The organism is Parachryseolinea silvisoli, assembly GCF_021190955.1.
Taxonomy (GTDB): domain Bacteria; phylum Bacteroidota; class Bacteroidia; order Cytophagales; family Cyclobacteriaceae; genus Ohtaekwangia; species Ohtaekwangia silvisoli.
Window position 1 is genome coordinate 78,374 of sequence record NZ_JAIOAO010000006.1, and the last position, 24,296, is coordinate 102,669.

A 24,296-nucleotide genomic window follows, 5' to 3' on the forward strand; every position below is an offset into this window, starting at 1 on the left:
TTTAGCAGCAACTAATCTTATATGTCAGCAAAAATTATCATCGGTGTAATGGGACCTGGCGAAAACGCCACTCCTGACGAGAATGAAATGGCCTTTGAACTGGGCCGTGCTATCGCCAAAGAGGGATGGGCGGTGCTGACAGGCGGCCGCAGCTTTGGGGTAATGGAGGCCGTCATGAAGGGTGCGCGCGACGCCAATGGTCTCACCATTGGCGTGCTGCCTGACGCCCATGATAAAGGGGCTTCAGAAAATGCTCAGATTAAGATTGTTACCGGTATGGGTAGTGGCCGCAACATAATCAATGTATTGTCCAGCAATATTATTGTTGTTTTGGGCATGGCCGCCGGCACGGCCTCGGAAGTAGCCCTGGCTATCAAGTCCAATAAAAAGGTAATTCTGTTACATCAGGATGAGATCACGATACGGTTCTTTAAAAATATTGGCACCTATCGTATTCTGATTGCCAAGAACGTGGAAGAAACGATTACCCAGATCAAAGATTATCTCGCCGTACACCAACTGCGGTAAAGGAGGAGGCTCCCCGGAACCTCCCGAGATCCTTTCCTCCTGAGCCCCAACTGTGTCATTGTATTGCCCGAGTTGTCTCAGTTCTTTTACACTGACTCATGTCTGACTAAACACTGAGAATACACTGGGAATACTCTGAGACATCCCTGCTTCTTCCTCCCTTTCGCCGGTGTTTTGCTCACAAAAAAAGGGCTCCCGTAGAGAGCCCTTCGTAATCTTTTGCTGCTTTGCGTCGGATTCCAGTGTCAGTGAGTTCCGAGAAAGGCTTATGCAAAAGATCGTTTATATGATCGATTTCATTTATTAATGATGCGTGGAAGCACGGCGGCGTGCAGACTCTTTTAAGCTGTTAACGCCTTGTTCTGCTTCTGCCGCCAGGCCTTCCGCTTCGCCTTCTGCCTGATCTTTAATGTCAGCGAGGTACTTTTTACCTTTACCCATCCACTCCGTGATCTCACCCAGCCAGTCGTCTGTTGTGTTCTTCAGATTCCTACGCAGATCGGATCCCTTTTCGGGTGCGATCAACATTCCCAATACTACTCCAGCGGCGGCGGCGCCAAGAATGCCTACGATTACTTTTGATGTACTTGTCATAATGTTTCCGTATTTAGAGGTTAAACAATTATCTGGAAGCGGTCACATTTGACTCCAGCGCTTTTACCTTGTCCAGGTGTTCACGCAGATGGGGAAGTGTTTGTTCTATCCAGATTTTAAGATCGGCATCCTGGGTCTTCTCCAGGCGGGCTTCAAACTCCTTAATGCTTTTTTCGTGTTTATCTACCAGTTCTTTGCTCCATTTCTTATTGAATTCCTTCACGTCCTTCTCTTCACGAAGCTTTTCGATGGTCTTCTGCTCGGCATCATTCGCTTCGGTAGGAACTGTGATAACTTTTGCGCTGGCGAACGACTGGAGCTCGCCAAGAATCTTATTGTGTCCAGCCTCTAACTCCTGGGCTACTTCTTTCACCTGTGGGTTATTTGATTTCTCCTTGGCCAGTATAGCCAGCGCTATCTCTGAATAATTCGAGGCTACTGTTTCCGCCACAAACTCGGCGTCTTTTTCGTCTTTGCGATCTTCAAATTTTTCTTCGTTCGCTTCTTCCGCTACTTCATTGGTATTTTCAACCTTTTTTGGCCCGCAGCTAAAGGCTACTACGCCGGCGATAAAGAGCGGCAATATTCTAGTGATACGTTTCATTGTCGTGTTTGTTTTGTGATTAACCGATTTTTTCGAATTAATGGGATTTTTCTGCGTTTGCGTAATCGTCACGATAACGTTTAATCCGGTCGTGAGAAGACTTCAATGAAGCACGTTCTTTCTCGATAATCAAACGTATATCCGTCGGCCACGTAACGTCGTTAGCCAAAGCCGTTTTATAGGCCTCGAGCGCTTTGTCCTCCCCATACTCACACAGTTGTAAAGATGCCAGAACGTCGTTACCCGCGAAGGTTGTTTTAACATCCATCCACACACGATAAATGTCGCCTGCGGTTGTTGTGTCAGTGGCTGGCTCACCTCCAAGCTGTACTACGGCCTGCGTCAGCTCCGTACGATGTTTGCGACTTTCTTCGGCCATTTTGAGAAATACACCTTTTATCTCTACTTCTGAGAAGTCTTTGATTTCTTCAATGGCTTTTTCATATCCTTCGATGCGATCGTAGTTGATACGGATGAGATCGTTGAGGATGGCAATAAGCCTTTCATCATTTGCTTTCATAACTTTAACTATTTAATGGTCTTTTGTTGTCTGTATTGCGGAAGCCTCAGAAAAATTGATGCCAGATGGCCTATGCGTAAGCCTATTTATGGTGAAAGAGCGGCTTTTGCGTTTGTGTGGGTGCAGGCATCCACACTACACGGTATATCGTCCACAGTATGGTTTGTTCCAAAAAATCATTGACTGACGCTGGTTTACACAAGCTGTAGCAGTTTTTACACAGGCTACACAGCTTTTTGAAGCAAAACAAACATGTGCGGTTTTGTGGCATAGAGTTTTCAAACACGCTATTCATTGACAACAAACAACTACCATATTATGATACCTGACAGAATTTTGTATACCGATGGTCATGATGTCACGATCACGGATTCGACGTTTCAAGTAAAGAACACGTCCTATAGTTTAAAAGGCATTATCAAGCATGGACTGCTGATCCTCAAGCCTCATCGCTTGCCCGGCATTCTCTTGCTTGTAATTGGCTTACTGCTTTGCATAGTGGGTGTACTCGGCCTTATTTCCCCTGGCACCATTCCTGATTCCAATATTAACGGCGAATATGTCAGCGCCAACACGATGGCGATTTGGATCGGCGGCGCCCTGGCATTGATTGGGCTGTTGATTACAGGTTTAATCCGTGAGCGTTATGCCGTTCGGATTGCCACAGCGGAAGGTGAGAAGAATGCGGTTGTGAGCACGCAGAAGGAGTATGTCACGCAAATCGTTAATGCACTAAATGAAGGGCTGCGTTTAACCAAGCCTACTCCAAGCCGTCCTTTTATCACGGTAAAAGAATAACAACGAATCAGCAACAAAAGGCCGCCCGACGATTTGTAGAGCGGCCTTTTTTATGAGGTGTTGAATTTATACTACGATTCTACCAAGCCATTGCGACTCTTGCTTTTTTCTGTTGTCTGTGTGCTACGCGGTGTCGTCGTGAAAGAGCTGGTGCTCTCTCCTATTTCGCTTTGAACACGAATGCGATTCTCGACGTTTCGTACGCCAGAGACACCCTCGGCTATATCTTCTGCACGACGTTTATCATGCCGATCTGTTACTTTCCCACTCAGAACTACCTCACCGTTGCTCACCGACACTTCAACATCGCTGGCATCGATATACGGATTATCACTCAGACGATCGTTAACATCTTCTTTGATGCGGTCGTCGGAGCGACTATAGCCCCTGGGGCCTTTGCCGCGATGTTGCGCAATGAAGCGGCGATCCATCTCACGACGACGCTCCGCGTCTTCATTCCCAAACCAGGACGAAACCTCATCCTTCGCCTTGTCCCAGACACCGCGATCGCGGTACTGCTCATTCCCATAACTACCAATGGTCCCATAGCTGCCTGCATTGCCAATGCTTCCCTGATCGTGTTGTCCACGGTTATAGTCATACCCTCTACCATAACCATAGCCCGATCCGAAGTTGCTATTGCCATAGCCGCCTGAACTGCCATAATTACTATAGTTACCACGATCATATTGATTATTGTAGCTGCCACGGTTATATTGATTGCCGTATCTTCCATAGCTGTTATAGTCGTCGTCGTTGTATCCACGGTTGCCATAGCCACCTTCATAGCTACCTCCTTCGTACGACCGGCGGTTGCCAAAGTAGTCCGTGTCGTAATCACGGTCATAATTACGGGACATGTCGCCGGAGTTGCCATAGCGAGACTGGGCGTAGTTTGTATTATAGCCCGTATTGCCATAGTCGCCCTGGCGGCTGCGGCCGTACCAACTGTTTTCGTTGTAGTCATTTCCCTGCTGTGCGCCCCAGTTGGTACCATACTCGTTGCCATAATCGCGATTTTCGCTGCTGTAATTACGATTGCTGTCTTCGCGATTATAATTAGGACGTTGGGATCTTTGACCTCGCTGTCCACGATTGTAGTTTGACATGAGATTGTTTTTTAGTTGTGAAACATTTTTTATTGAACGTTCACAACGGGCGACAAAACTATGCCTGTCGAAAATAGTAATACAGGCTGCCCCTTTGAGCAGCAGGTTACTCAAACGGTTGAACAATGATGATCCGATGGGGCGTGGCTTCTTTTACTCAAACATCTTGTTAATCTCTTCCAATACAAGTGGTTTTTCCAGAATGCGAAAAGACGATGCAGAGGTTTTCGGCACGTGATAGGCACTGATCAAATTTAGTTGTGACAACGGATAATTCACGAGGATATATTCTGTTTTGCCCCAGCCGAGACCGTCCGGGAGATTGTTATCCAGGAAGATGACGTCGGGCTTCTCTTGCTCCAAAAGTTTCATTCCCTCGGCCAGTGTCTGGGCGTGGTATACTTCACAATTCTTTTGCGAAAAGAAGTTTTTCATCAGGATACCGAAATCCCTTTCGTCGTCAATCAACAGTATCTTCCTGGTCTTCATGCAACTATCTATTAAAAACTCTTACCAAACATATCTCGTTAATTTTACGCTAATTTCCGTGCCCACCGCTTTAAACTGGGCATCATATTACCCATTCCGGCGCCTTTACTGTAATCCGGACCAAGTGGTCGACCTTGTCATTCACGAGGTCGATGAAGTGACCTTCCTGACGCACGTCGTCCACCCAGATTTCGATTTCTTCGCCCCCGGTTACACGGTCCAGCTGCAATGCATACACGGTTTCGAGGAACCTATATTGCATTGTGACGGACGGCCACTCCGGCGGCAGACAGGGTGTTACCAGCAGGCGATCGCCCTGCCGCTTTAATCCAAAGAACCATTCGATGATCAGCTGGTATACCCAACCGGCTGAGCCGGTGTACCAGGTCCAGCCACCACGGCCTTCGTGTGGCGCGACACCATAGACATCTGCGGCAATAACATAAGGCTCTGCTTTGTATACTGCAATTTCTTTCGGATCGCGACCGTGATTTAAGGGGTTGATCATATTGAGCAGCTCCCAGGTACGCCGGTGGTCGCCCAGTTTCGCAAAGGCCATAATCATCCATACGGCGGCATGTGTATATTGACCTCCGTTCTCGCGCACACCCGGAACATAGCCCTTTATATAACCAGGATCTTTCTCGGACTTATCAAACGGGGGATCGAGTAGCTGGATTAACGCGCGATCCCGTCGAACAAGATGTTTGTTGACAGCCTCCATCGCTACTTGCGACCGTTCGGGGTCTCCCCCTTCCGACAATACCGACCAGCTTTGTGAAATCGAGTCGATGCGGCATTCGACATTTCGCGACGAGCCAAGCGGTGTACCATCATCGTAATACGCGCGGATATACCATCCGCCGTCCCATGCATTGTCGTGGATGTTTCGTTTCAGCTGTGATGCCTGATGTGCACATTCCGAGGCGAAGGCTTCGTCGTTGCGTGCACGCGCCAGAGCTTCCGTGTGACGCAGCACATCATATAGAAAGAATGCCAGCCATACACTTTCACCCTTACCGTGGATCCCTACCATGCTCATACCGTCGTTCCAGTCGCCCGAGCCAATGAGGGGCAATCCATTTTCACCGAACAGCAGGCCTCTTCGTACGGCGCGGCGGCAGTGCTCATAGAGACTGGCCCGCTCGTCGGACACGGCCGGTAAGTCGTAGTACGACTCTTCGTGCATGTTCAGCGGCCGACCTTCCAGGAAGGAAACTTCTTCATCCAGGATGGCTGCGTCGCCTGTCGCTTCCACGTATCGGCTTACGACAAAGGGCAGCCACAGGAAGTCATCGGAGCATTGGGTACGAACACCGCGACCCAGCGGCGGGTGCCACCAGTGTTGTACATCGCCTTCGCGGAACTGACGCGACGCTGCCAACAGAATCTGTTGTCGTGTTATCGCGGGAGCCGCATGCACAAGTGCCAGTACGTCTTGCAATTGGTCTCGGAACCCATAGGCCCCGCCCGACTGGTAGAAACCGCTGCGACCCCACAGACGTGAAGACATAACCTGGTATAGCAGCCAGCCGTTCGTCAAGATGTTCAAGGCACTGTCTGGTGTATTAATGCGCACTGAAGACAGGGTGTGACTCCAATATTGGTGTACGCGTGTCAGTGCCTCGCGTGCGGCTTTGGGTCCTTTAAATTTGCGAATGGTTTCGGTCGCTTCAAATACATTGCGTCCTCCTCCCAGACGGAAAATCACTTCCTGCTCGGCACCATTGTCGAGCTCTACCGGCACCTGTATGGCAGCACAAGGGTCAAGACCTGCTCCGGCTTTTCCGGACAGGTATAGTCGGCGCATGGCATCGGGTTGTTGCAACGTGCCGTTTCGGCCCAGAAATTCCTGCCGGTCAGTGGTATAGGTATATGTGGGCGCGTCCACGTCCAGGAATGCCACGTAGTTGGAGAATTCCATGCTGTAGGCATTTCTGGCAATGATCGCACGTGTTGCCAGGTCTTGTTCAGCTACTATGTGTAACAATGACTTTTCGCGCAGATCGGCCAGGACCCATTCCACATAGGCAGTAGTGCTCAACTTCCGGGGGCGGCCGGAGATGTTGCGAATCTTCAGGGTTGTAAATTTCACCGCAGCTTCACGGTCTACGTAGATCCATACTTCCGTACGGATTCCGTCGTACTGGTGCTCGAAGACGGTGTAACCAAAGCCGTGACGTGTGGTGTATACCGCACCGGCTATTGCGGGCTGTGGCGTGGGTGACCAGTAGCGACCTGTTTCTTCGTCGCGTATGTAAAATGCTTCACCGGCGCGTCCGGTAACCGGATCGTTATACCACGGTGTAAGCCGGTATTCGTGTGCATTTTCAATCCAGGTGTATGACGGACCACTTTCGGTTACTACTGTGCCGAAATGATTATTGGCGATCACGTTAATCCAGGGCAGCGGCGTGGTGCTGGTGGCGCTTGTGCGAATGATATATTCCCGACCGTCTGCCGTAAAGCCGCCGTGACCGTTGAAGAATAGCAAGGGCGGCACCTCGGTCGTCTCTTCCACCACGGTTGGCGCGATAGCCGAAGCTTGCAGATAACCAACGCCAGGCTTCGGTAATGGGCGTCGTTTAATTTGCTCGTTCAGGCTTCCGCGCGTGTCCGATATGATTATGCGGGCCACTGTTTGCAGCAGCACCCAGTCTTCTCCTGACACCTGGTCGGCGGAGCGAATAAATATTCCGCCCTGACGGCCGGAATTTAACCCCACGCCGGCAGCGATCAGGCTTTGAATCTGGTCTTGCAATACCTGCCGATATCCGGATTGGTCTTCGTTTAGAATAACAAGATCCACGGCCAGTCCTTTGAGTTGCCAGTATGCATGCGCTTGCACCATCTGACGGGCTAATGTCACATTGGTAGAATCGGACAGGCGAAGCAATACAATCGGCAGATCGCCTGATATAGCGTATGCCCACAATGCAGACTGTCCCCGTTGGTTTCTTACTTGAACGGTGCGGCTGACACGCATGAAGGGATTGGTATAGATCACCGCACTGGCCAGGCGTCCGAAGAGCTGAGCGTCGCCTTCTGCTGCGTTGATCTGTCGTAATACTACCTGGCTATGCGTCCAGGATAATTCAAAGGCCCGGTCCCGTAAGTGGGGATCCTGGTATTTGTCTATCAGGATCTGTGTTTCTTCACGTGTTTTTGCCATACCCGTCACGACGTCGAAGGTGACGCTTTCTCCGGGTGGCAATGTTATGCGGTATTGTACGGATACGACGGGATCTAATACGGAGCCCTGCGAATTCCCCAGCGGCTCGCGTGTGCGCATCACGCGTGGGCTGGCGAGCGTATGACCACGGCCGATAAATTTATCGCGGTCGGTTTCGTAGGCAATGTTGTCGGCTCCTTGCCCACTGATCTTCATCATGTGCAGCATCCACGGTGGCTGTTCGTCGTGACTACGCGCACGACGGGTGGCGAGGATAGCGTGGTGTGTTTCCTCTATAGCGGTCTGCACGAACAAGTTGCTGAAAGCAGGATGGGCGGCATCGGCAATGGCCGCCGCCAATACCACTTCGGCATAGCTGGTCACTTCCATGTGTCGCTTGCGCCCGGAGCGATTGACCAAATGAATGCGGCGGATCTCGACGTCGTCTTCGGGCGATACAATGATTTCGGTATGTGTTTCGATGTCGATGTCGCGGCGGCGGAATTCCACGCGTCCTTGTGAGAACAGGGCTTCATACCGCTCGGCCGGGCGTAGTACGGGTTGATGTGCGGTCGACCAATATTCATTCCGATCGAGGTCGCGTATATAGCAGAAGGTTCCCCAGTTGTCGCAGGTTGTATCTTCGCGCCAACGGGTCACCGCCATGTCGCGCCAACGGCTATAACCACCGCCGGCGTTGGTGAGCATGACATGGTACCGGCCATTCGACAGCAGTTGTACTTCGGGCACTTGCGTATCGGCTGTATTGATGACGCGCATCTCGGGTACCGACTGCATGAGCGTAACTTCCTGCATTTCGGTCGCCGCAGAGTAGAAGCTTGTTGTACGTGGTACACGTTCCTGTAGCAGCAACAATACGGTCTGGCATTGAGGATCGGCTTCAAACCTTTTTTGCATCGGCTGGTCCAGCAGTACGTACGCCAGCGACAACAGGCTCATCCCCTGGTGATGCGCCATAAAGGTTTGAACAAGTACGCGTGATTGTCCGCGCGGTAACCGTGACGGGGTGTAGTCAGCGGCTTCAAAGAAACCGTATTGCCCTTCAAAGCCCTGTTCGCGCAGTGTCGCCAGGTTGTTGTAGGCATCATCGGGGGCAACCATCAGCGCCATCACGGTTGCATATGGTGCAATGACCAGGTCATCACCCAGGCCGCGTTTAAAGCCTAGGCCGGGTACGCCGAAGGCCCTGTATTGATATGTCAGGTGTGCATCCACCACGTTGTAGCATGACTCCGATATCCCCCAGGGTACATTCCGCTGGCGGCCATATTCAATCTGCCGTTGTACGGTGCCACGCATGGTTTCGTCGAGCAATGTGTTGCGATAGCTCGGCATGACCAGCATGGGCATGAGGTATTCAAACATCGACCCGCTCCAGGATAACAGCACCGGTGTGTTGCCCGCCGTTGTCAGGCGTCGACCCAGGGCAAACCAGCTCTTCTGCGGCAGTTTGTCCTGCGCAATGGCGACAAACGTGGCGAGGCGTGCTTCGGATGCCAACAGATCGTAGTAGCTGGCATCGGCGCGATGGCTTTCGACATTATAGCCAATCGTTAACAGGTGCTGCGACTTGTCATATAAGAAGTCATACTCCATGTCTGCCAGGTAGGCACACTGCTCGGCCAAGTCGGCTGCGCTTGTCAGCTGGCGACGACTATACGATGCCGCCTCGTGCAAGGCGGTACGAAACCGGCCAATCCAGCTTACTTCTTCCGGCGTTTGTGTTTTGCCGGACAGACGCGTCATCTCTTCCTCCAGGAGATGTTCAGCTTGTAAAATCTGCGCGAAGGTGGGTACGTCCGTCAGTAAACTCATCTCCTGGAACTTTGCCGGTATAGGGCCGGCGGTCAGCCAAGGTGCCACGGCATCGATCTCGGTCAGGAAGGTCTGGATTTGTCTGTCAAACATGACGATCCAGCGATGTGTCTCCGTGCGGGAGTCGAGACGGTTTAATACCGCTATACCCTTTATACGCACCTGGCTCAACAACGCGCGCAGCGCCTCCAGGTCAATAAATTCCTTTTGCAGCATCTGTGTGAAATCGCGGACGATGCTTTGGTATATGCTTTGATGTATTTCAGGAAGCTTGTGTAATATAATCCGAACTGTGTCTTGCAGTCCCATCAATGCCTGTCGCTCGATCACTTTACGATCGGGCATTTGAAGTAACCCTTGCCGCAATGTAATTAAGTGCCCCGCCAGGTTTCCGCTGTCTACCGTTGACACGTACCGTGGCTGCAATACCTGTAAGCTTTGCGTATCGTACCAGTTATAGAAGTGGCCTTTGTACCGTTCGAGGCGGTTCAGGGTCGAGAACGTGTGCTCAGTACGTTGTAAAAATTGTGCGGCGGGTATATAGCCAAAGTCCACCGCGGTAAGATTGGCCAGTAACGATAAGCCAATGTTGGTGGGTGACGTGCGATGGGCCACCACCGGTATAGGATATTCCTGCAGGTTGTCAGGAGGCAGCCAGTTGTCCGGCTCCGCTACCAGGTCTTCGAAGAAGGCCCATGTTTTACGCGCCAGCTCACGAAGCGTGTCTTTGCGGTCAGCGTTCAGCTCACCCGAGACGGTCGGCAAGGGTTGGTTCAACCACCAGACCGCCGCAGGCGCCAGCATCCACACCAGTAAGAACGGTGCGGCCGCTGCCCATGCGGCCGGATTCCAGTGTATGATCGCAGCACTTGTCAGAATGGCAAACAGCGGCGAGGCCAGCATGGTGACGTAGGTTTCCGGCAGTGTTTCCGGACGACCGTTTTGCACAAACCCCGACGGATTCCACTCGAGCAGTCGCCGGTGGCTGACAACGACGCGCCATCCGGTGCGCCCAATAGCATCCAGACTGACCATGGCTTCGTAGGGCAGGCAGACGATCGTAAGTCCTGCCTGTGCCAACGTATGGTATATGCTGCGTATATTGTTTACCAAGTGTTGACGAAAATTGATCTCTGTCGGTTTATGCACCATCCCCCATATAGAAACCACGAGTGCGGGCAGCAAAATGACCCCCGTGGCACATACCGTCCAAAACCAGGTTGCCGGCAACACGAGCCACGCGAGCAGGTAGAGCAGCACCAAGGCTACCGGCACAAGGCTGCGGCGCAGGTTGTCGAATATTTTCCAGCGGGAGAGCGCATTTAGCGGGTTGCCGATAAACCGGCCCCTGGCGTCAGGGATCCACGGCAATGACCAGTTACCAATCTGCCAGTCTCCCCGTATCCAGCGATGCCGGCGGCTGACGTCTACGCTGTAACGCGCCGGATATTCTTCATAGAACTGTACGTCGCTCGCGTAGCCACAGCGCGTGTAGGAGCCTTCCAGCAAGTCGTGGCTGAGAATGCGGTTTTCGGGGAAGCGGTTATTTAACACCTTCTCGAAGGTGTCGACGTGGTAAATGCCTTTTCCAATAAAAGAACCTTCGCTGAATACATCCTGGTATACATCGGACACCATTTGTGTATAGGGGTCGATGCCTGAATCGTTCTCATGCATGCGTGTATACCGTGTGCGGGTGGCGCCGTGCAGGCTGATCGCGATGCGGGGTTGAATAATGCTATAGCCCTGTACTACGCGACGCTTTTTATCGCTGTATACAGGCTGGTTTAAGGGGTGTGCCATCATTCCGACCAGCATCCAACCGGCATCGCGCGGCAGCTGGGTGTCTGTGTCCAGTGTGATGATATATTGCACACTCTTGTAAATATGTTCTTCCCCCGCGATCACGGAGAACCTGGCCTTTGCACCGCCGCGCAGCAGTTGGTTTAATTCCGACAGCTTGCCTCGTTTGCGTTCATATCCCATCCATATTTTCTCCACCGGGTTCCACATACGCGGGCGATGGAAGAGAAAAAAGGTATCGTTTACATCGCGGTCGTATTTTTTGTTCAGGGCAATGATTCCATCGCGGGCGATTTGTATGAGCAGCGAATCGGCCGGCAGAATTTGTTGGTCGGCGTCTTTCAAGTCTGTCAAGAGACCGAAGAGCAAGTTGGGGTCGCGGTTTGCGAGAAAGCGAACTTCGAGGTCTTCCAGCAATTTCTCTACCTGACGTGGGTTGACCAGCAAGGTGGGCACAACGACCAGGGTACGGTTTTCGTCGGGTATGCCACCCGAGAAATCCATCTTGGGTAGTTGGTGAGGTTTGACTGTTAGTGTTGACAGCCAGTTGACAATGGACAGCGCAAATTGACTGGCACCCAGCAAGGCAACAACGCCCGTCGTCAGCCACCATCCCCACGCCACATCCCGGGAGTAGCCTCCCGCTACGCCGATGACCATTATTAACAGGGTAAGCACGGTTGCTCCTAACACATACCAGGCATATCGGCGACGTGCCGTCCAGCGTCGTACGCCTTCGACGGTCGTCAGTCTGATCCGTACCGCGGCTTCGGTCTTCTTTACTCCTTCGCCTACCAGGTAATAACCGACGTGCAACGTGCGCACGTCGCGTGTGCCGCCGGAATGTTCTTTTGCGAACTCCAACGCGATGCGTGCCACTTCGTATTCCGCCGCGCCGCTTTGCTTCGCGATTCGTTCTACCACGTGACGGTATTGATCGCGTGTATGGAAGTCCATGTTGGGATATACCGCTGCCGGGTCGGCTCGCAGTGTCTGCTCCACCATGCTCATGGTCTCGACGAACTCGCGCCAGTCGGTCTTTACCAGAAAGCGTAAGCTGCTAATGCTGTTACTCATCGACACCTGGTCGGCCGCTTGCTTTTGGTTTTCCTGTTGTACAAGGGCATTGATGGTCTGACCACTCTCGGAAAGGCTTTGCTCAATCCACGACGCGGGCAATGTAAGGTCAGGTCCTTTCCATTGTAGCTGGCGCGTAAACGCCGCAACGAAGGCGCTGACCATCGGCGGATTCGAACGGGCCATATCGGCGATGTCGAGCACGAGGTCTTTGGGATGTTTCTCGGCCGTCTCTAAGATGCGGTGTGCCCAGTCGTTGGCCAGATCCTCGTCGGCGCGATCAATGGCGATACGTGCCGCGACGCGACTCAGGTTTTCCAGCAAGGCCAGGCGGAGCATGATGGGCACCGCCCAGAGCTCACCCAACGTCAGCGGGTTGAGCTTTTGATAGGAGGCAATGAAGCTGCTCAGGTTATGCATGTCTACATGTCCATCGCTGTGCGAGATGATCTCGGTGGCGATTTCGTAGACACGCGGCAGACCGGCGGATTTGCCTTTTTCTAAACGCGGTAAACCCTTGCTATAGCCCTTGGGCAAATGGCGTTTGGCCAGGCGTATCTGTTCTTCAATGAGATAGAAATTATCGAGCAGCCATTCACCCGCGGGGGTTACGACTTTCTTTTCTTTTACAGCATCCTGTAATAGCCTTGTTACGTGGAATAATACGTCTTCGTTAACGGCCAGGCGACCGAGCAGTAGCTCGGGGGCTTTATTGTTGGTGAGTTTATGCGTGCCCGCCAGAAATTGCGCATGTTGGTCCATTTGTTCCGCACTGAAAAGTTCTGATCGCAAGGGCGGCTTTTCGTTAACATCCTCCCGGTTGAGACCATCTCGCTGCAGGTGTTGGCGCAACTGGGAGAAAAAATCTTCAATGGACGTTGTGTTTACCTTCATGGATACGGGGCTTAGGGGATAGGCATAGTTTTGCCTGGAAGATATGCCAGGAATAAACGTTCCTGCCTGGAGTTGGGGCACTATGGGGAAAGTGATCTACAGTGTGGGGCCGGAAATCATTCAAAATGCAATGCTTATGAAAGAGATCAAACAAAAGACCGAAGCGTTCTTCCGGGAGTATGAAGATCGTTTCAACCAGGGACTGGCGGGGAAGCCAGACGTTGAAGGTACGGCAGCTGCTTTTGCCGAAAGCTTTATTGAGTCGAGCCCGGTGGGCGTAAATGCGGCGAAAAATGATGCGGAATTTCGAAAGGTTATTCCGCAAGGGATGGAGTTCTATAAAAGTATTGGAACGCAGTCCATGAAGATCAAAGAACTGGCGGTGACGTTAATCGATGAATTCCACGTGATGGCTAAAGTACATTGGGATTCGCGTTATCAGCAGCAGGGGCGTGATATTTCGATCGAGTTTGATGTGGTTTATTTTCTGCGATACTTTGATGGCGTGTTGAAGATCTTTGCCTATGTCACGGGGGATGAGCAGAAACTTTTGGAGCAGCATGGATTGGTGTCGAAGAATAAGACACCGCAGGCGGCAGAGGCCTGAAAAACAAAGAGCCTGCTTGCAGGCAGGCTCTTTGCTTTTGAATAGGTAGTCGTTTATTTCTTGACGACGGTGAACTCTACGCGACGGTTGTTGGCGCGGCCGGGTTCGGTGTCGTTGGTGTCGATGGGTTTGGACTCGCCGTAGCCGTGGGCTGTCAGGCGGAAGCTTTCGATGCCCTGGCTGACGAGGTAGTCTACTACGGATTGTGAACGGCCTTGTGAAAGATTGGCATTGTAGTCGTCGGAGCCTTTGCTGTCGGTGTGGCCGGCGATTTCAATTTCTACCGTAGCGTTTTGTTTTAAGAAGTCTGCCACTTTGTTCAACTCGGTGAAGGATTCTTTCTTCAAGGTTGTTTTATCGAAGTCAAAGTATATATTCTTCAGACGCACGGTAACACCGATTTCAATCGGCTCGAGGTATAGATCGCGGGTGGCGGGTGAGAGCTCTTCGCTTTCAAGCTCTACGCTATCCGTGGCATTGAGGTAACCTTCGGCGGTGGCGTTCAGCATGTACCAGCCCAGCTTCGGCACTTCTTTCTCGAATGTGCCTTTCTCGGCCGGCACTTTAAACGTTGTTTTACGATCTTTGCGCAGGGTGACGTCTACTTTGGCTGCGATCAGCTTTTCTGTTTTCTTGTCATATACATTTCCCATTACCATCAGCTTCTTCGCTACGGGCTTTAACAAAATTTCTACAAATACGGTCGTGTCGGCCGTTAACACCGGCAGCTTCAGGGATTGCTCTTTTGGCAGGAATCCTTCTGCGGATGCAGCAATTGTAATCGCCTGCGTTTCGGGTAGTTTAGTCTCAAATTTACCGGTGGTGTTTGATTTCAGCTTCAGGGGCTCTTTCTCTTTGACTTTTACATCGAGGGCGGCTACGATGGGATCCTGTGTTTTTTCGTTTAACACTACGCCCGTAAGATTTACCTTGAAAGTCTTGGGTACGAGCTGATATAAATCGAGCTGCGCACCTTCCAGTGCCTTGTTGGCGCGGCTTGTAAAGATGTTTCCGTCGCGGTCGATGGTGAAGTAGAAGTCGAGGGCGTTGGTATTGATGGGCTTGCCCATGTTGATGGGGTCAGACCATTTTTTCCAGGTGTCGTCCAGGCGCGTTGTTTTGTAAATATCAACACCGCCCTGGCGGTTGGGGGCCTGGCGTGCGCTGCCAAAATATAACGTCTTTTGATCCGGGCCGATGAAGGGCCCTACTTCGTCGGTTGTGGTGCTCAGGCTCATCTTCTCCGGGCGCGACCAGCTGCCGTCGGGTTGTGCCTGGCTTAGGTACAGATCGCTTAGCTCGGCGTTGTCTTTCTCGCTAAAGTATATCACCATGAATTTTTTGTCCGCCGACATGCTGGCGCCATAAAAGCGCCCTTTGTTCATAGACTTAAAGTCTTTTACGTCCAGTTCTTTCAGCGAGCCATTGGTGACAATGGAGAATCCTTTTTCACCCTTGGAGCGGCCGCCGCGAATGAAGAGGCTGCCGTCGTCGAATACTGTAAATACCTGGTTGGAGGAGTGGATATTATACGGGTTGCGTAAGTGTTCGGCTACGCCCCAAACGCCGTTGGCGTCTTTTTTGGAAGCCCAAATATCTTGTGTGTCGTCTTTTCCGAGGGTGTTGTCGGGGTGGTTTTGCACAAAGAAATAGAGGGTGTTGCCATCGGGAGAGACTACGGGTGCAGCTTCGTGGCGGAAGGTGTTTACATTCTTGTCCATCTTCACGAGCTCATACCGCAGCATGGATTGCTGCTGCGCACGGGCACAGAATGTAAGCGACACCAGTAACAAAAGTAATAACGATCTCATAGCGTAGAGGTTAGATATTAGGGAGTAAAGTTAAGACAATAACAGAAATGGTCGTATACAAAAAAACCGGGATTAACCCGGCTTTGTCGATCGAAAAGTATGATCTGTTACCTTCCGACAATTTTTACACCTCCCAGCACCAATACGACCAGGACGATCACCAGGGCAATAGTGTTAAATAGGAACAGTCTTTTATGCTTGGCGACGGCATCGGTCATGCGCTTAGACGTCGAGCGCGCTATCGTTATCAGTACGACGGCCACCAGCATCCCCGTGATGTGCTCGGCTGTAAAGTACCGGTAGTAGTCGGTCATGGCTTCGGGGCCGAAATTTACGCGCGGGCTGACGAAGTACAGGAACAGGCCCAACAGTAGCTGGATGTGTGTGAAGATCAGCAGAAACAGGCTGAGCAAGTTGTCGGCTTTGGCAAAGGGGCTTTTGTTGATCAGGCCCATCAGCGATTTTACAATCACCACGATCAACAGCAACAACACCAGGTAGCGGACGCCCGAGTGTGCTTCTACAAGAATTTTATAAAGCATAAAAAGTTGAATTTTGGTCCAAATTAGCACAGCCGGGTCAAAGTTCCGAACCTTCCGGGGCTTCTTTGGGTGCGGGGAAAAAGCTACCTTTGGATAAAGGCGTTCAACCCTAACCCCGAACCGATGAACCGACCTGTGCCTTTCCTGTTGTTTTCAGGTATGCTGCTGCTTTTTTCGGTCTGTACGGCCGTGGCGCAAAAGCTCACCCTGGCCTGGCAAACCGACACGGTTTTTCGCGTTCCTGAATCTGTTCTGATCGACCCCGACCGCAAAATTTGTTACGTTTCCAACATCGACGGTGGCCCTGGCGAAAAGGATGGCAAAGGTTTTATTTCAAAAATATCGCCGGGAGGAAAGATACTCAATCTGCAATGGGTCACTGGTCTCGATGCGCCAAAGCGCATGGGCATAGCCGGTCTCCATCTATATGTAGCCGATCTTTTTCAAGTGGCGGTGATCGACCTGGCCTCGGGCAAGATCGTGCGCCGCATCGACGTACCGGACGCTAAATTCCTGAATGACATTACAGTAGATAAAGCCGGCACGGTGTACGTATCGGATTCCGGCACAGGTAAGATCCATCGCATCCAGGGTGACGCGGCCACCCTGTATTTTGAAAGCCCTCTTTTCCAACGCATCAACGGGTTACTTGCACAGCCCGAGGGTATTTATGTCGCTGACGTGGGGAACGGCGCGCTCTACTGCTTAAAGGAAGGAAAAGACCTGGTCAAGGTGTCGGATGTGGCGACTGGCGGAAATGACGGGATCGTGCCTGTAGGCAAACAAGAATTTATTGTGTCTTGCTGGCCGGGAGAGGCGTATTTCGTTGATGCGCAAGGGAAATCACACGCCCTGCTGGACACACGGGAGCAAAAACTGAACTGCGCCGATGTCGAATACGACGCTACCCGAAAATGGCTTTACGTTCCGACGTTTTTTGGCAACCGCATTATGACCTATACGTTTCAAAAATGATTCTATATCTTTAAGCAATTTTTACGAACATGGATTCTTCTACTACGCCTACAATGCCCACCGTTGACCAGGTACTGGCCGAGCAACAACGTTTCATGGTAAAAGTTTACGGATGGATGAGCCTCGGGCTGGTCCTGACCGGACTGGTAGCCTTGTATACCGCTTCATCAGAAGCTTTGCTTGGTTTTATTTTTGGTACGAAGTGGGTATTCTTCGGGTTGATCATTTTAGAATTGATCTCCGTCGGTATCCTGGTCAGCATGATCAACCGTATGTCCGCCAACCTGGCGACGTTCGTGTTCTTTATTTATGCTGTGTTGAACGGACTTACCATGTCGTGTATCTTTATTGTTTACACGGCCTCATCGATTGCCTCTACATTCTTTGTGACGGCTGGAACATTCGCGGTGATGAGTATATACGGCTATACTACCAAGACTGATCTGAGCAAATGGGGTAACATCCTGTTTATGGGTCTCATTGGTTTAGTCATTGCGTCGATCGCAAACTATTTCATGCAAAGCGAGACGCTTTATTGGATCACGTCGTATGCCGGTGTGTTGATCTTCGTCGGGTTAACTGCGTACGACACGCAGAAAATCAAAAACATGAATATCATCGGTAACGAAGGCAGCGATGATGACCACAAGGAGGCCATCATGGGTGCATTGACACTATACCTCGACTTCATCAATCTGTTCCTGTATCTGCTGCGGATCTTCGGTCGCCGCCGCTAAACTACGTGCTAAACCGACATTAATACATTAACTTTATAGCCTACGGATTACCGTAGGCTATATTTTTTTTACAGCGTTCTATGAGTAAATCTTTCGTAAAGGAATTGGCCGAGCTGGAGCAAGCCTCCATCATTACGCCCGATACTGCGGAGCGCATTCGCGCGTACTATGCTCAAAAGCCGGAGAATGCCGCTAACCGTCTCGTGATCGTATTCGGTATACTGGGCGCGTTGCTGACGGGCCTGGGCTTCATTCTCATCATCGCGCATAATTGGGATGTGCTTGGCAAGGCGCCTAAGCTGGCCCTGGCGCTTCTACCTTTGTTGGTGGGGCAGGCGGCCTGTGCTTTTACACTGTTTAAGAAAGCGGACAATACGGCCTGGCGCGAGGGAAGTGCTACGTTCCTGTTTTTAGCTATCGGTGCTGCGATTGCTATCGTCAGCCAGGTTTACCAGATCGATGGTGCGCTGTCGGAATTCCTGTTGGTTTGGATGTTGCTGGCGTTTCCGATTCAGTATATTCTCCGTTCGTCTGTAGCGTCCATGTTATTGCTCGGGGGTATTACGTGGTATGCGTGTAATGTCGCTTACTTCGACCGGCCTGCCGACGTTGCCTGGTGGTATTTTGCGCTGCTGGCGGTTTCATGCCCGTATTATTACCGGCTATATCGCGACCGTAGCGAAAGCAATTTCTTTGCATTCCATGCCTGGCTCCTACCTTTATCGCTGATTTTTACGTTGGGCATGTTTAACCACCTCTTCCTGACCAGCGCCGACGAGGAGCTTACTGCACTACTCTATGTCAACCTAATGAGCTTGCTGGTACTTATTGGACATTTTGAAAAAATACGCCAGCGCCGGTTGATTGCCAATGGATTCCTGATTTGTGGAAGCCTGGGCACTATCGGTATGCTATTATTTTTAACATTCGATAACTTTTGGAACAGTGTATCACGTATGAATATGGGTGACGCGCTGAATCTACGCGCAGCCGCCCCGTACTGGATTTCTGTTATCCTTACCGCTGGCCTGCTGGTATATATGCTATACCGAAACCGAGAAACCGCGCTCAATGCTAAGGTCTTCGCCTTCGCCGTCGTTCTTCTGCTGTTTCTTGTTGGGTTTACGCAACCACAGGTTAGCCGCATTCTGGCCAACGTTACCGTCTTTGTCTTTGGCGTGTTTACCATTCGCGATGGAGCACGGCAAAATAAGCTAGGTATTTTGAACTATGGCCTGTTTATTCTGGCATTGTTGATCCTTTGCCGCTTCTTCGACACCGAGATGAGCTTTGTCGCACGTGGGCTGTTATTCATAGCCGTGGGGGCTGGTTTCTTTGTCGCCAATCTGCGTGTGCTCCGCAACCGACGTAATGCATAGTATAAAATATATTTTATTGATCGTATCATGCAAAAAACATTGATCATCGTTGCCTTTGTGGTCATGTGCCTGGCACAGTGGTTCATCCCTTTCAAGACGATTCTCGACCAGGAGGCAATCTTATCGGAGGGGCGGCTATTTAAATTACAAACCGCCCCGATCGACCCGAGTGACCCCTTCCGGGGAAAATATATCATCCTGAATTTTTCTGAAAATCAGGTGACGGTGAACGACTATCAGGAGTGGATTGGCCATGAGTATATGTACATTACACTGGCCGACTCGGCCGGCTACGGCCGCATTTCGCGCGCTTCCCTTTACGAGCAGGAAGGTGATGACTATATCAAAGTGCGCATTTCGTATGTCGAAAGCGGCACCCCTGCCACCGTAGTATTCGAATATCCTTTTGAGCGGTTTTATCTCGAAGAGTCGAAAGCCTCCGAAGCTGAGCGGCTTTACTGGGAATCGCGGTCGGACTCGACGCAGCAGGTGTATGCTACGATTCGTGTGCGTAATGGGCAAGCAGCGTTGGAAAATGTTATGGTTAACGACCGGCCTATTGCCGACATTGTGCGGGAAATGAATAATAAGTCGGAATAACACGCCGTTCATCAGGCTCAAGCCGGTGTTGGTACGGGTTTGTTCGGCTGAATACCTCCGTATTCTATCTTTGTTCCTTTATACAATCATGAAAAAATACGTACTTCTGTTTTTGTCGGGCATGACCTTCGCGCTGACACAATGTTCTGATAAACCTGGTGATTCTGCAGCCTACAACGGGGCGGTCACCCAATCTGAAAAACAAGCTTTTGGTGTTGATACTGTCGCTACCGGGTTGGAAAATCCGTGGGGTATGGCATTTCTTCCTGACGGCCGGATTCTCGTGACCGAGCGCAAGGGTGAGATTCGCATCATTCAGGATGGCAAGTTACTGGATGAGAAGATTGAAAATGTACCTTCTGTTTATGCCAACGGGCAAGGTGGGTTACTCGACATTGTTGCGCACCCTGATTATGCCAACAACGGCTGGATTTACCTAAGCTACGCGAAGCCCGGCGAAGGCGGTGGCGGCACCACGATTGCCCGCACCAAGCTTCAAGGTAATGCGTTCACGGATTTCCAGGAGTTGTTCTCGGCACAGCCGTTTGCTAATTCGGATGTGCACTTTGGTTCGCGGATTGTGTTTGATGGTAAAGGGCATATTTTCTTTTCGTCGGGTGAGCGTGGTACAAAGGCGAACGCGCAGAAACTTAGCAACCACCTGGGCAAGGTGCTGCGGCTAAATGAAGATGGTACGGTGCCGACGGATAATCCCTTCGTGGGGATAGACAGTGCCAAGTCGGAGATCTGGAGCTATGGGCATCGTAATCCGCAAGGGTTGGTGTATGATGCCGCCACGGAGACACTGTGGGATGTTGAGCATGGTCCCAAGGGTGGTGACGAGTTGAATAAGGTGGAGAAGGGGAAGAATTACGGCTGGCCGGTTATTACGTATGGTATAAACTATGATGGCACACCGATTACGGATATTACCGCTAAGGAAGGTATGGAACAGCCGGTGCATTATTGGGTACCGTCCATTGCAACGTGTGGGTTGGTGCGGGTGCGCGGCGATCAGTATCCGGGATGGAAGGGGAATTTTTTAGTAGGAGCGCTGGCGCTTACGCATGTGCACCGGGTTGAGGTGAGTGCCGAGAATAAGTCGGTGCATGATGAGAAATTGCTGGATAAAATCGGACGGGTGCGGGCGGTTGTGCAGTCGCCGGATGGGTTCTTGTATGTGGCGACCGAGAGTCCGGGGATGGTTCTGAAGATAATTCCGCAGTAAAAAAAACAGGCCTTCGTTGAAGGCCTGTTTTTTTTGCTTACATGCCCATCATTACAAAGGCGCCCCAGTAGTATGGGTCTTTGTATTTTGTCATTAGCTGGAGTTGGGCTTGTTTGAAGGCTTTTTGTTTGTTGCCCAGTTTGATCCACTGGGTATAGAAGTTGCTCATCAGCATTTGTGTGGCGGCGTCGTCTACTTTCCAAAGGCTCATGATCAGGGCTTCGGCACCGGCTACCAGGAAGGCGCGTTGCAGGCCGTATACTCCCTCCCCTGCCTTTATGTCTCCCAGGCCTGTTTCGCAGGCGCTTAGTACCACCAGGCTGGTACCGTCCAGGTTGAGGTTCATGGCTTCATAGGCTGTCAGCACACCGTTGTCATTGCTTTCCAGGTCCGGCGCACGTGTGCCGCTGGCGGTGCCTGAGGCTCCCGCTAACAACAGGCCCGAGCGGAGCAGTGGGTTGTTGCCTGCGTTTTCAAGTTGTACGCCAAAGGCGTTGCCGGTCTCTTCTACGTCTTGCAGGAAGTAGCCATGGGTCGCGACGTGTAGCAGCGTGGGTGCCTTTACGGCCTTGAGGTTCTTTTCGGTTGCTGTCTTCTGTGTGAACTGTGTTACCTGGTAGGCGGATGCTTTCAATACTTTGTTGACGTTGTCGATCTCTACCTTCGTGCCCGGCAGCGGATTGATGTCGCCGGCACCGTAGTCGGGGAAGCCCAGGAGCGTTGCATTCTTTTTTGTGGTACGGGGCTTGCGTCCTTTGAGGGCGATCAGGTCTTTGGAGTTTCCCAATACTACCAGGTCGTAGCGGTTGACGAGGTAGTCGGCGTCGGGCTTTTTAAGTGTATTGATGTTTAGTTGGTTGTAGGCGCCGTCAGGCGAAAGGTAGAGGAGCTTTTTGCCTGCGAGCGCTGGCTCGATGCGTGCCCAGAATTGGTCGTAGGAGTAATTGTCGTCGGCATGTGTCTGGATAGCATTGCGGTAGAATTTGGCATAGCGTGTATCGAGCTGTTGGCCGTTTTCGAGTACCACCAGTTTGGGCGATTCGGCACCTTTCGTCAGCACCAATGCTAAATAACGCGCGTCGGTGGTAAACTTCTGATCGAATTTTTGCAGGCGTACGATCTCTACCACGGCCTCGGTATCGGTCAGTAGTCCGGCGAGTTGACCGTAGCCGATCTTTTGTGTGGCGTAACCGGACGAGAAGTCTGCCGAGCGTTGTGACAGGCTGCGCTCCATGGCGTTGGCGGCACGCTCTAATGAATCGAGGTTGATCTTCTGTTGTTTCAACTCGTCTTTGGAGTAGGCATAGAGACGGGCGAGCGTTTCCTTTTGATCCAGCCAGGTGATGTAGTCACCGATCAGCGCGGGATCTTTGCTCGCGAAGATTGTTTTCTTGACCTTATTTGTTGAGTTGAGCAGTAAGGCCTTGGTGGCCATGCGGTAGTCGAACAGGGCGCCTACCACATGCGGATTTTCGGGGCTGGCTTCTACGGCAAAATTATAGAAGCGTTGGAAGCGCGGCGAGAGTACATCCCAATATTTCGTCTTTTCGGCTTCGCTCATGGGGGGAAAGTACTTGCTGACGAAGTCGAGTGATTTATCCATCGCCTCGCGATACATCGTGAAGGCTTTGTCCCATGCCTTTTGTTTCCAGTAGAGAATGGCGAGGTCTTCCTGCGACTGTACGTATAGGGGGTGGTTCTTGCCGAGTGTTGTTTCGCGTACGCTCAATGCTTTTTCGAGCAGGGGTTCGGCTTCGCTATACCGGGCTTTGTATCGATAGAAATTACCCTGGTCGCTCACAGCCCGGGCATACGCGGGGCTATCTTCCGTAAGCTTTGATTTGTAGATCGCCGCAGAGCGCTTCAGTAAGTCTTCGACTTTGTCTTCTTTGCCCATGACCATGTACAGGGCTGCTTGATTGTTGAGCATGGCGGCGTAGTCGGGATTGTTTTTACCCAGACGTTTCTCCATGCCAGTATAGATTGTTTCGGCTTCGGTATATTTTCCCATCTGCTGGTATAGCAGGGCGAGGTTGGCCAGGAAGCGCAGGTTGTTTTTAGATTTGGAGCCCTGAATCTTTTCGGCAATGGCTACTCCTTCTTTCAATTTCTTTTCGGCTTCTTCCAGGCGGCCGATGGTTTGGAACAGCATGGCCTGGTTGTTCAGCACGATGGCATGCTGCATGGCGGCCTGCAAGTTGTTTGTATTGATGACGGTCTCCGCGGCTTCGAAGTCTTTCTCGGCTTCGTTGTAGCGGGCCAGGTTATACTTCAATACGCCGTAGTTGTTTTGGGATGCCGCCACGCTCAGGTTATTGGCGCCGAATTTGGTTACGCGCATGTCGAGGGCTTCCGCGGTAGCGCCTTCGGCTTGCGTGAAGCGGCCCATGGTGTTATAGAGCAGGCCCTGGTCTGACAGGGTTTTGATATAGCCCATGTCTTCGCGCAGGTTGGCTTTTTCGTAGGCCGCTTTAGCGGCGGTGAATTTCGCTTCTGCCATTTTAAACTTACCATTGGCATACCACACCTCGCCCATCTCACGGTGGAAGCGTGCTTTTTCGGCATCGGCCAGCTCATCGTTTTTTAGATAGGACGAGCCGAGTCCTACAACAGAAGTGAAGCGCGCGGCGCTCTCGCCTTTTTCCTTGAGGTCGAACAGACCGGAGTTGTCGCTCACGAGGATGGCATAATCAAAGTCCGTGGAGTCGAATTCGGCACGCGCCTTTTCCATGTCCTTGAGCACGATGGTAGCAACCTTGTCGCGGTTTTCTTTGGTGTTCAGTTTTTTTCCGGTGTCGGTTGCCGCCTTTTGGAGGTCTTTGAGTATTTGAGCGTTCAGGGTAAACGTGAGGGAGAGAAAAAGGAGGGTTATCCAGCCAAGTTTCATAGAGGGTTTTTTAGGGAGTTCAAATCTACAAAAGTCTTGCCGCTATCACTCAAAAAAAACAGACCGTCTCTTAGGTGAAACGGCCTGTTTTAAAATTATCCCCCAC

The 24,296-nt window shown here is 51.4% G+C and carries 17 protein-coding genes; 8 read left to right on the forward strand and 9 right to left on the reverse strand.

All coding sequences use genetic code 11. From position 1 onward, the window contains the following. Nucleotides 1–21: 21 nt before the first annotated feature. Nucleotides 22–528 carry a TIGR00725 family protein gene (locus K7P01_RS27880; protein WP_267297882.1) on the forward strand — a complete coding sequence of 169 codons (507 nt, stop codon included), beginning with the start codon at nucleotides 22–24 and terminating at the stop codon, nucleotides 526–528. A gap of 303 nt (nucleotides 529–831) precedes the next feature. On the opposite strand, the gene K7P01_RS27885 is transcribed toward K7P01_RS27880, so the two are convergent. The 3 genes from K7P01_RS27885 to K7P01_RS27895 are packed head-to-tail and all read right to left on the reverse strand — an operon-like array spanning nucleotide 832 to nucleotide 2,246. Continuing rightward, nucleotides 832–1,122, reverse strand: a complete 291-nt coding sequence (locus K7P01_RS27885; RefSeq protein WP_267297883.1) for a YtxH domain-containing protein — start codon at nucleotides 1,120–1,122, stop codon at nucleotides 832–834. 28 nt (nucleotides 1,123–1,150) lie between these two features. Beyond that, nucleotides 1,151–1,726, reverse strand: a complete 576-nt coding sequence (locus K7P01_RS27890; RefSeq protein WP_267297884.1) for a DUF4142 domain-containing protein — start codon at nucleotides 1,724–1,726, stop codon at nucleotides 1,151–1,153. Between the two features lie 37 nt (nucleotides 1,727–1,763). Next, nucleotides 1,764–2,246 (reverse strand): PA2169 family four-helix-bundle protein, encoded by a 483-nt coding sequence (locus K7P01_RS27895; protein ID WP_267297885.1) that lies wholly within the window; start codon nucleotides 2,244–2,246, stop codon nucleotides 1,764–1,766. 318 nt (nucleotides 2,247–2,564) lie between these two features. Between K7P01_RS27895 and K7P01_RS27900 the strand changes: the two genes are divergently transcribed. After that, nucleotides 2,565–3,044: a DUF6232 family protein gene (locus K7P01_RS27900; RefSeq protein WP_267297886.1), complete on the forward strand. Its 480-nt coding sequence runs from the start codon at nucleotides 2,565–2,567 to the stop codon at nucleotides 3,042–3,044. 71 nt (nucleotides 3,045–3,115) lie between these two features. Here K7P01_RS27900 and K7P01_RS27905 read toward each other — a convergent pair whose 3' ends face one another. The 3 genes from K7P01_RS27905 to K7P01_RS27915 form a co-directional block, all read right to left on the reverse strand. Next, nucleotides 3,116–4,153 carry a BON domain-containing protein gene (locus K7P01_RS27905; protein WP_267297887.1) on the reverse strand — a complete coding sequence of 346 codons (1,038 nt, stop codon included), beginning with the start codon at nucleotides 4,151–4,153 and terminating at the stop codon, nucleotides 3,116–3,118. Between the two features lie 153 nt (nucleotides 4,154–4,306). After that, entirely contained in the window at nucleotides 4,307–4,642 is a 336-nt protein-coding gene (locus K7P01_RS27910) for a response regulator (RefSeq protein ID WP_267297888.1), read from the reverse strand. 82 nt (nucleotides 4,643–4,724) lie between these two features. Then, nucleotides 4,725–13,424, reverse strand: coding sequence for a GH36-type glycosyl hydrolase domain-containing protein (locus K7P01_RS27915; protein ID WP_267297889.1), 8,700 nt, complete (start codon nucleotides 13,422–13,424; stop codon nucleotides 4,725–4,727). Nucleotides 13,425–13,560: 136 nt separating this feature from the next. Between K7P01_RS27915 and K7P01_RS27920 the strand changes: the two genes are divergently transcribed. Beyond that, on the forward strand, nucleotides 13,561–14,031 hold the full coding sequence (locus K7P01_RS27920; protein WP_267297890.1) for a hypothetical protein: 471 nt from the start codon (nucleotides 13,561–13,563) through the stop codon (nucleotides 14,029–14,031). A gap of 53 nt (nucleotides 14,032–14,084) precedes the next feature. On the opposite strand, the gene K7P01_RS27925 is transcribed toward K7P01_RS27920, so the two are convergent. Continuing rightward, a complete protein-coding gene (locus K7P01_RS27925) occupies nucleotides 14,085–15,842 on the reverse strand; it encodes an OmpA family protein (RefSeq protein ID WP_267297891.1) in 1,758 nt (585 codons plus the stop codon). Nucleotides 15,843–15,949: 107 nt separating this feature from the next. Continuing rightward, on the reverse strand, nucleotides 15,950–16,384 hold the full coding sequence (locus K7P01_RS27930; protein ID WP_267297892.1) for a cytochrome B: 435 nt from the start codon (nucleotides 16,382–16,384) through the stop codon (nucleotides 15,950–15,952). A 123-nt stretch (nucleotides 16,385–16,507) separates the two neighbouring features. On the opposite strand from K7P01_RS27930, the gene K7P01_RS27935 reads away from it, so the two are divergent. The 5 genes from K7P01_RS27935 (at nucleotide 16,508) to K7P01_RS27955 (ending at nucleotide 21,303) form a co-directional block, all read left to right on the forward strand. Continuing rightward, on the forward strand, nucleotides 16,508–17,359 hold the full coding sequence (locus tag K7P01_RS27935) for an SMP-30/gluconolactonase/LRE family protein (RefSeq protein ID WP_267297893.1): 852 nt from the start codon (nucleotides 16,508–16,510) through the stop codon (nucleotides 17,357–17,359). Nucleotides 17,360–17,388: 29 nt separating this feature from the next. Further along, complete coding sequence (locus K7P01_RS27940) at nucleotides 17,389–18,096, forward strand: Bax inhibitor-1 family protein (protein ID WP_397311147.1); 708 nt, start codon at nucleotides 17,389–17,391, stop codon at nucleotides 18,094–18,096. Between the two features lie 80 nt (nucleotides 18,097–18,176). Then, nucleotides 18,177–19,475, forward strand: coding sequence for a DUF2157 domain-containing protein (locus tag K7P01_RS27945; protein ID WP_267297894.1), 1,299 nt, complete (start codon nucleotides 18,177–18,179; stop codon nucleotides 19,473–19,475). 27 nt (nucleotides 19,476–19,502) lie between these two features. Further along, the gene (locus tag K7P01_RS27950; protein WP_267297895.1) at nucleotides 19,503–20,075 is read left to right on the forward strand and encodes a GDYXXLXY domain-containing protein; all 573 of its coding nucleotides are present in this window, start codon (nucleotides 19,503–19,505) and stop codon (nucleotides 20,073–20,075) included. An 88-nt stretch (nucleotides 20,076–20,163) separates the two neighbouring features. Beyond that, nucleotides 20,164–21,303 (forward strand): PQQ-dependent sugar dehydrogenase, encoded by a 1,140-nt coding sequence (locus K7P01_RS27955; protein ID WP_267297896.1) that lies wholly within the window; start codon nucleotides 20,164–20,166, stop codon nucleotides 21,301–21,303. A 37-nt stretch (nucleotides 21,304–21,340) separates the two neighbouring features. Here K7P01_RS27955 and K7P01_RS27960 read toward each other — a convergent pair whose 3' ends face one another. Continuing rightward, nucleotides 21,341–24,190 (reverse strand): CHAT domain-containing tetratricopeptide repeat protein, encoded by a 2,850-nt coding sequence (locus K7P01_RS27960; protein WP_267297897.1) that lies wholly within the window; start codon nucleotides 24,188–24,190, stop codon nucleotides 21,341–21,343. Between the last annotated feature and the right edge of the window lie 106 nt (nucleotides 24,191–24,296).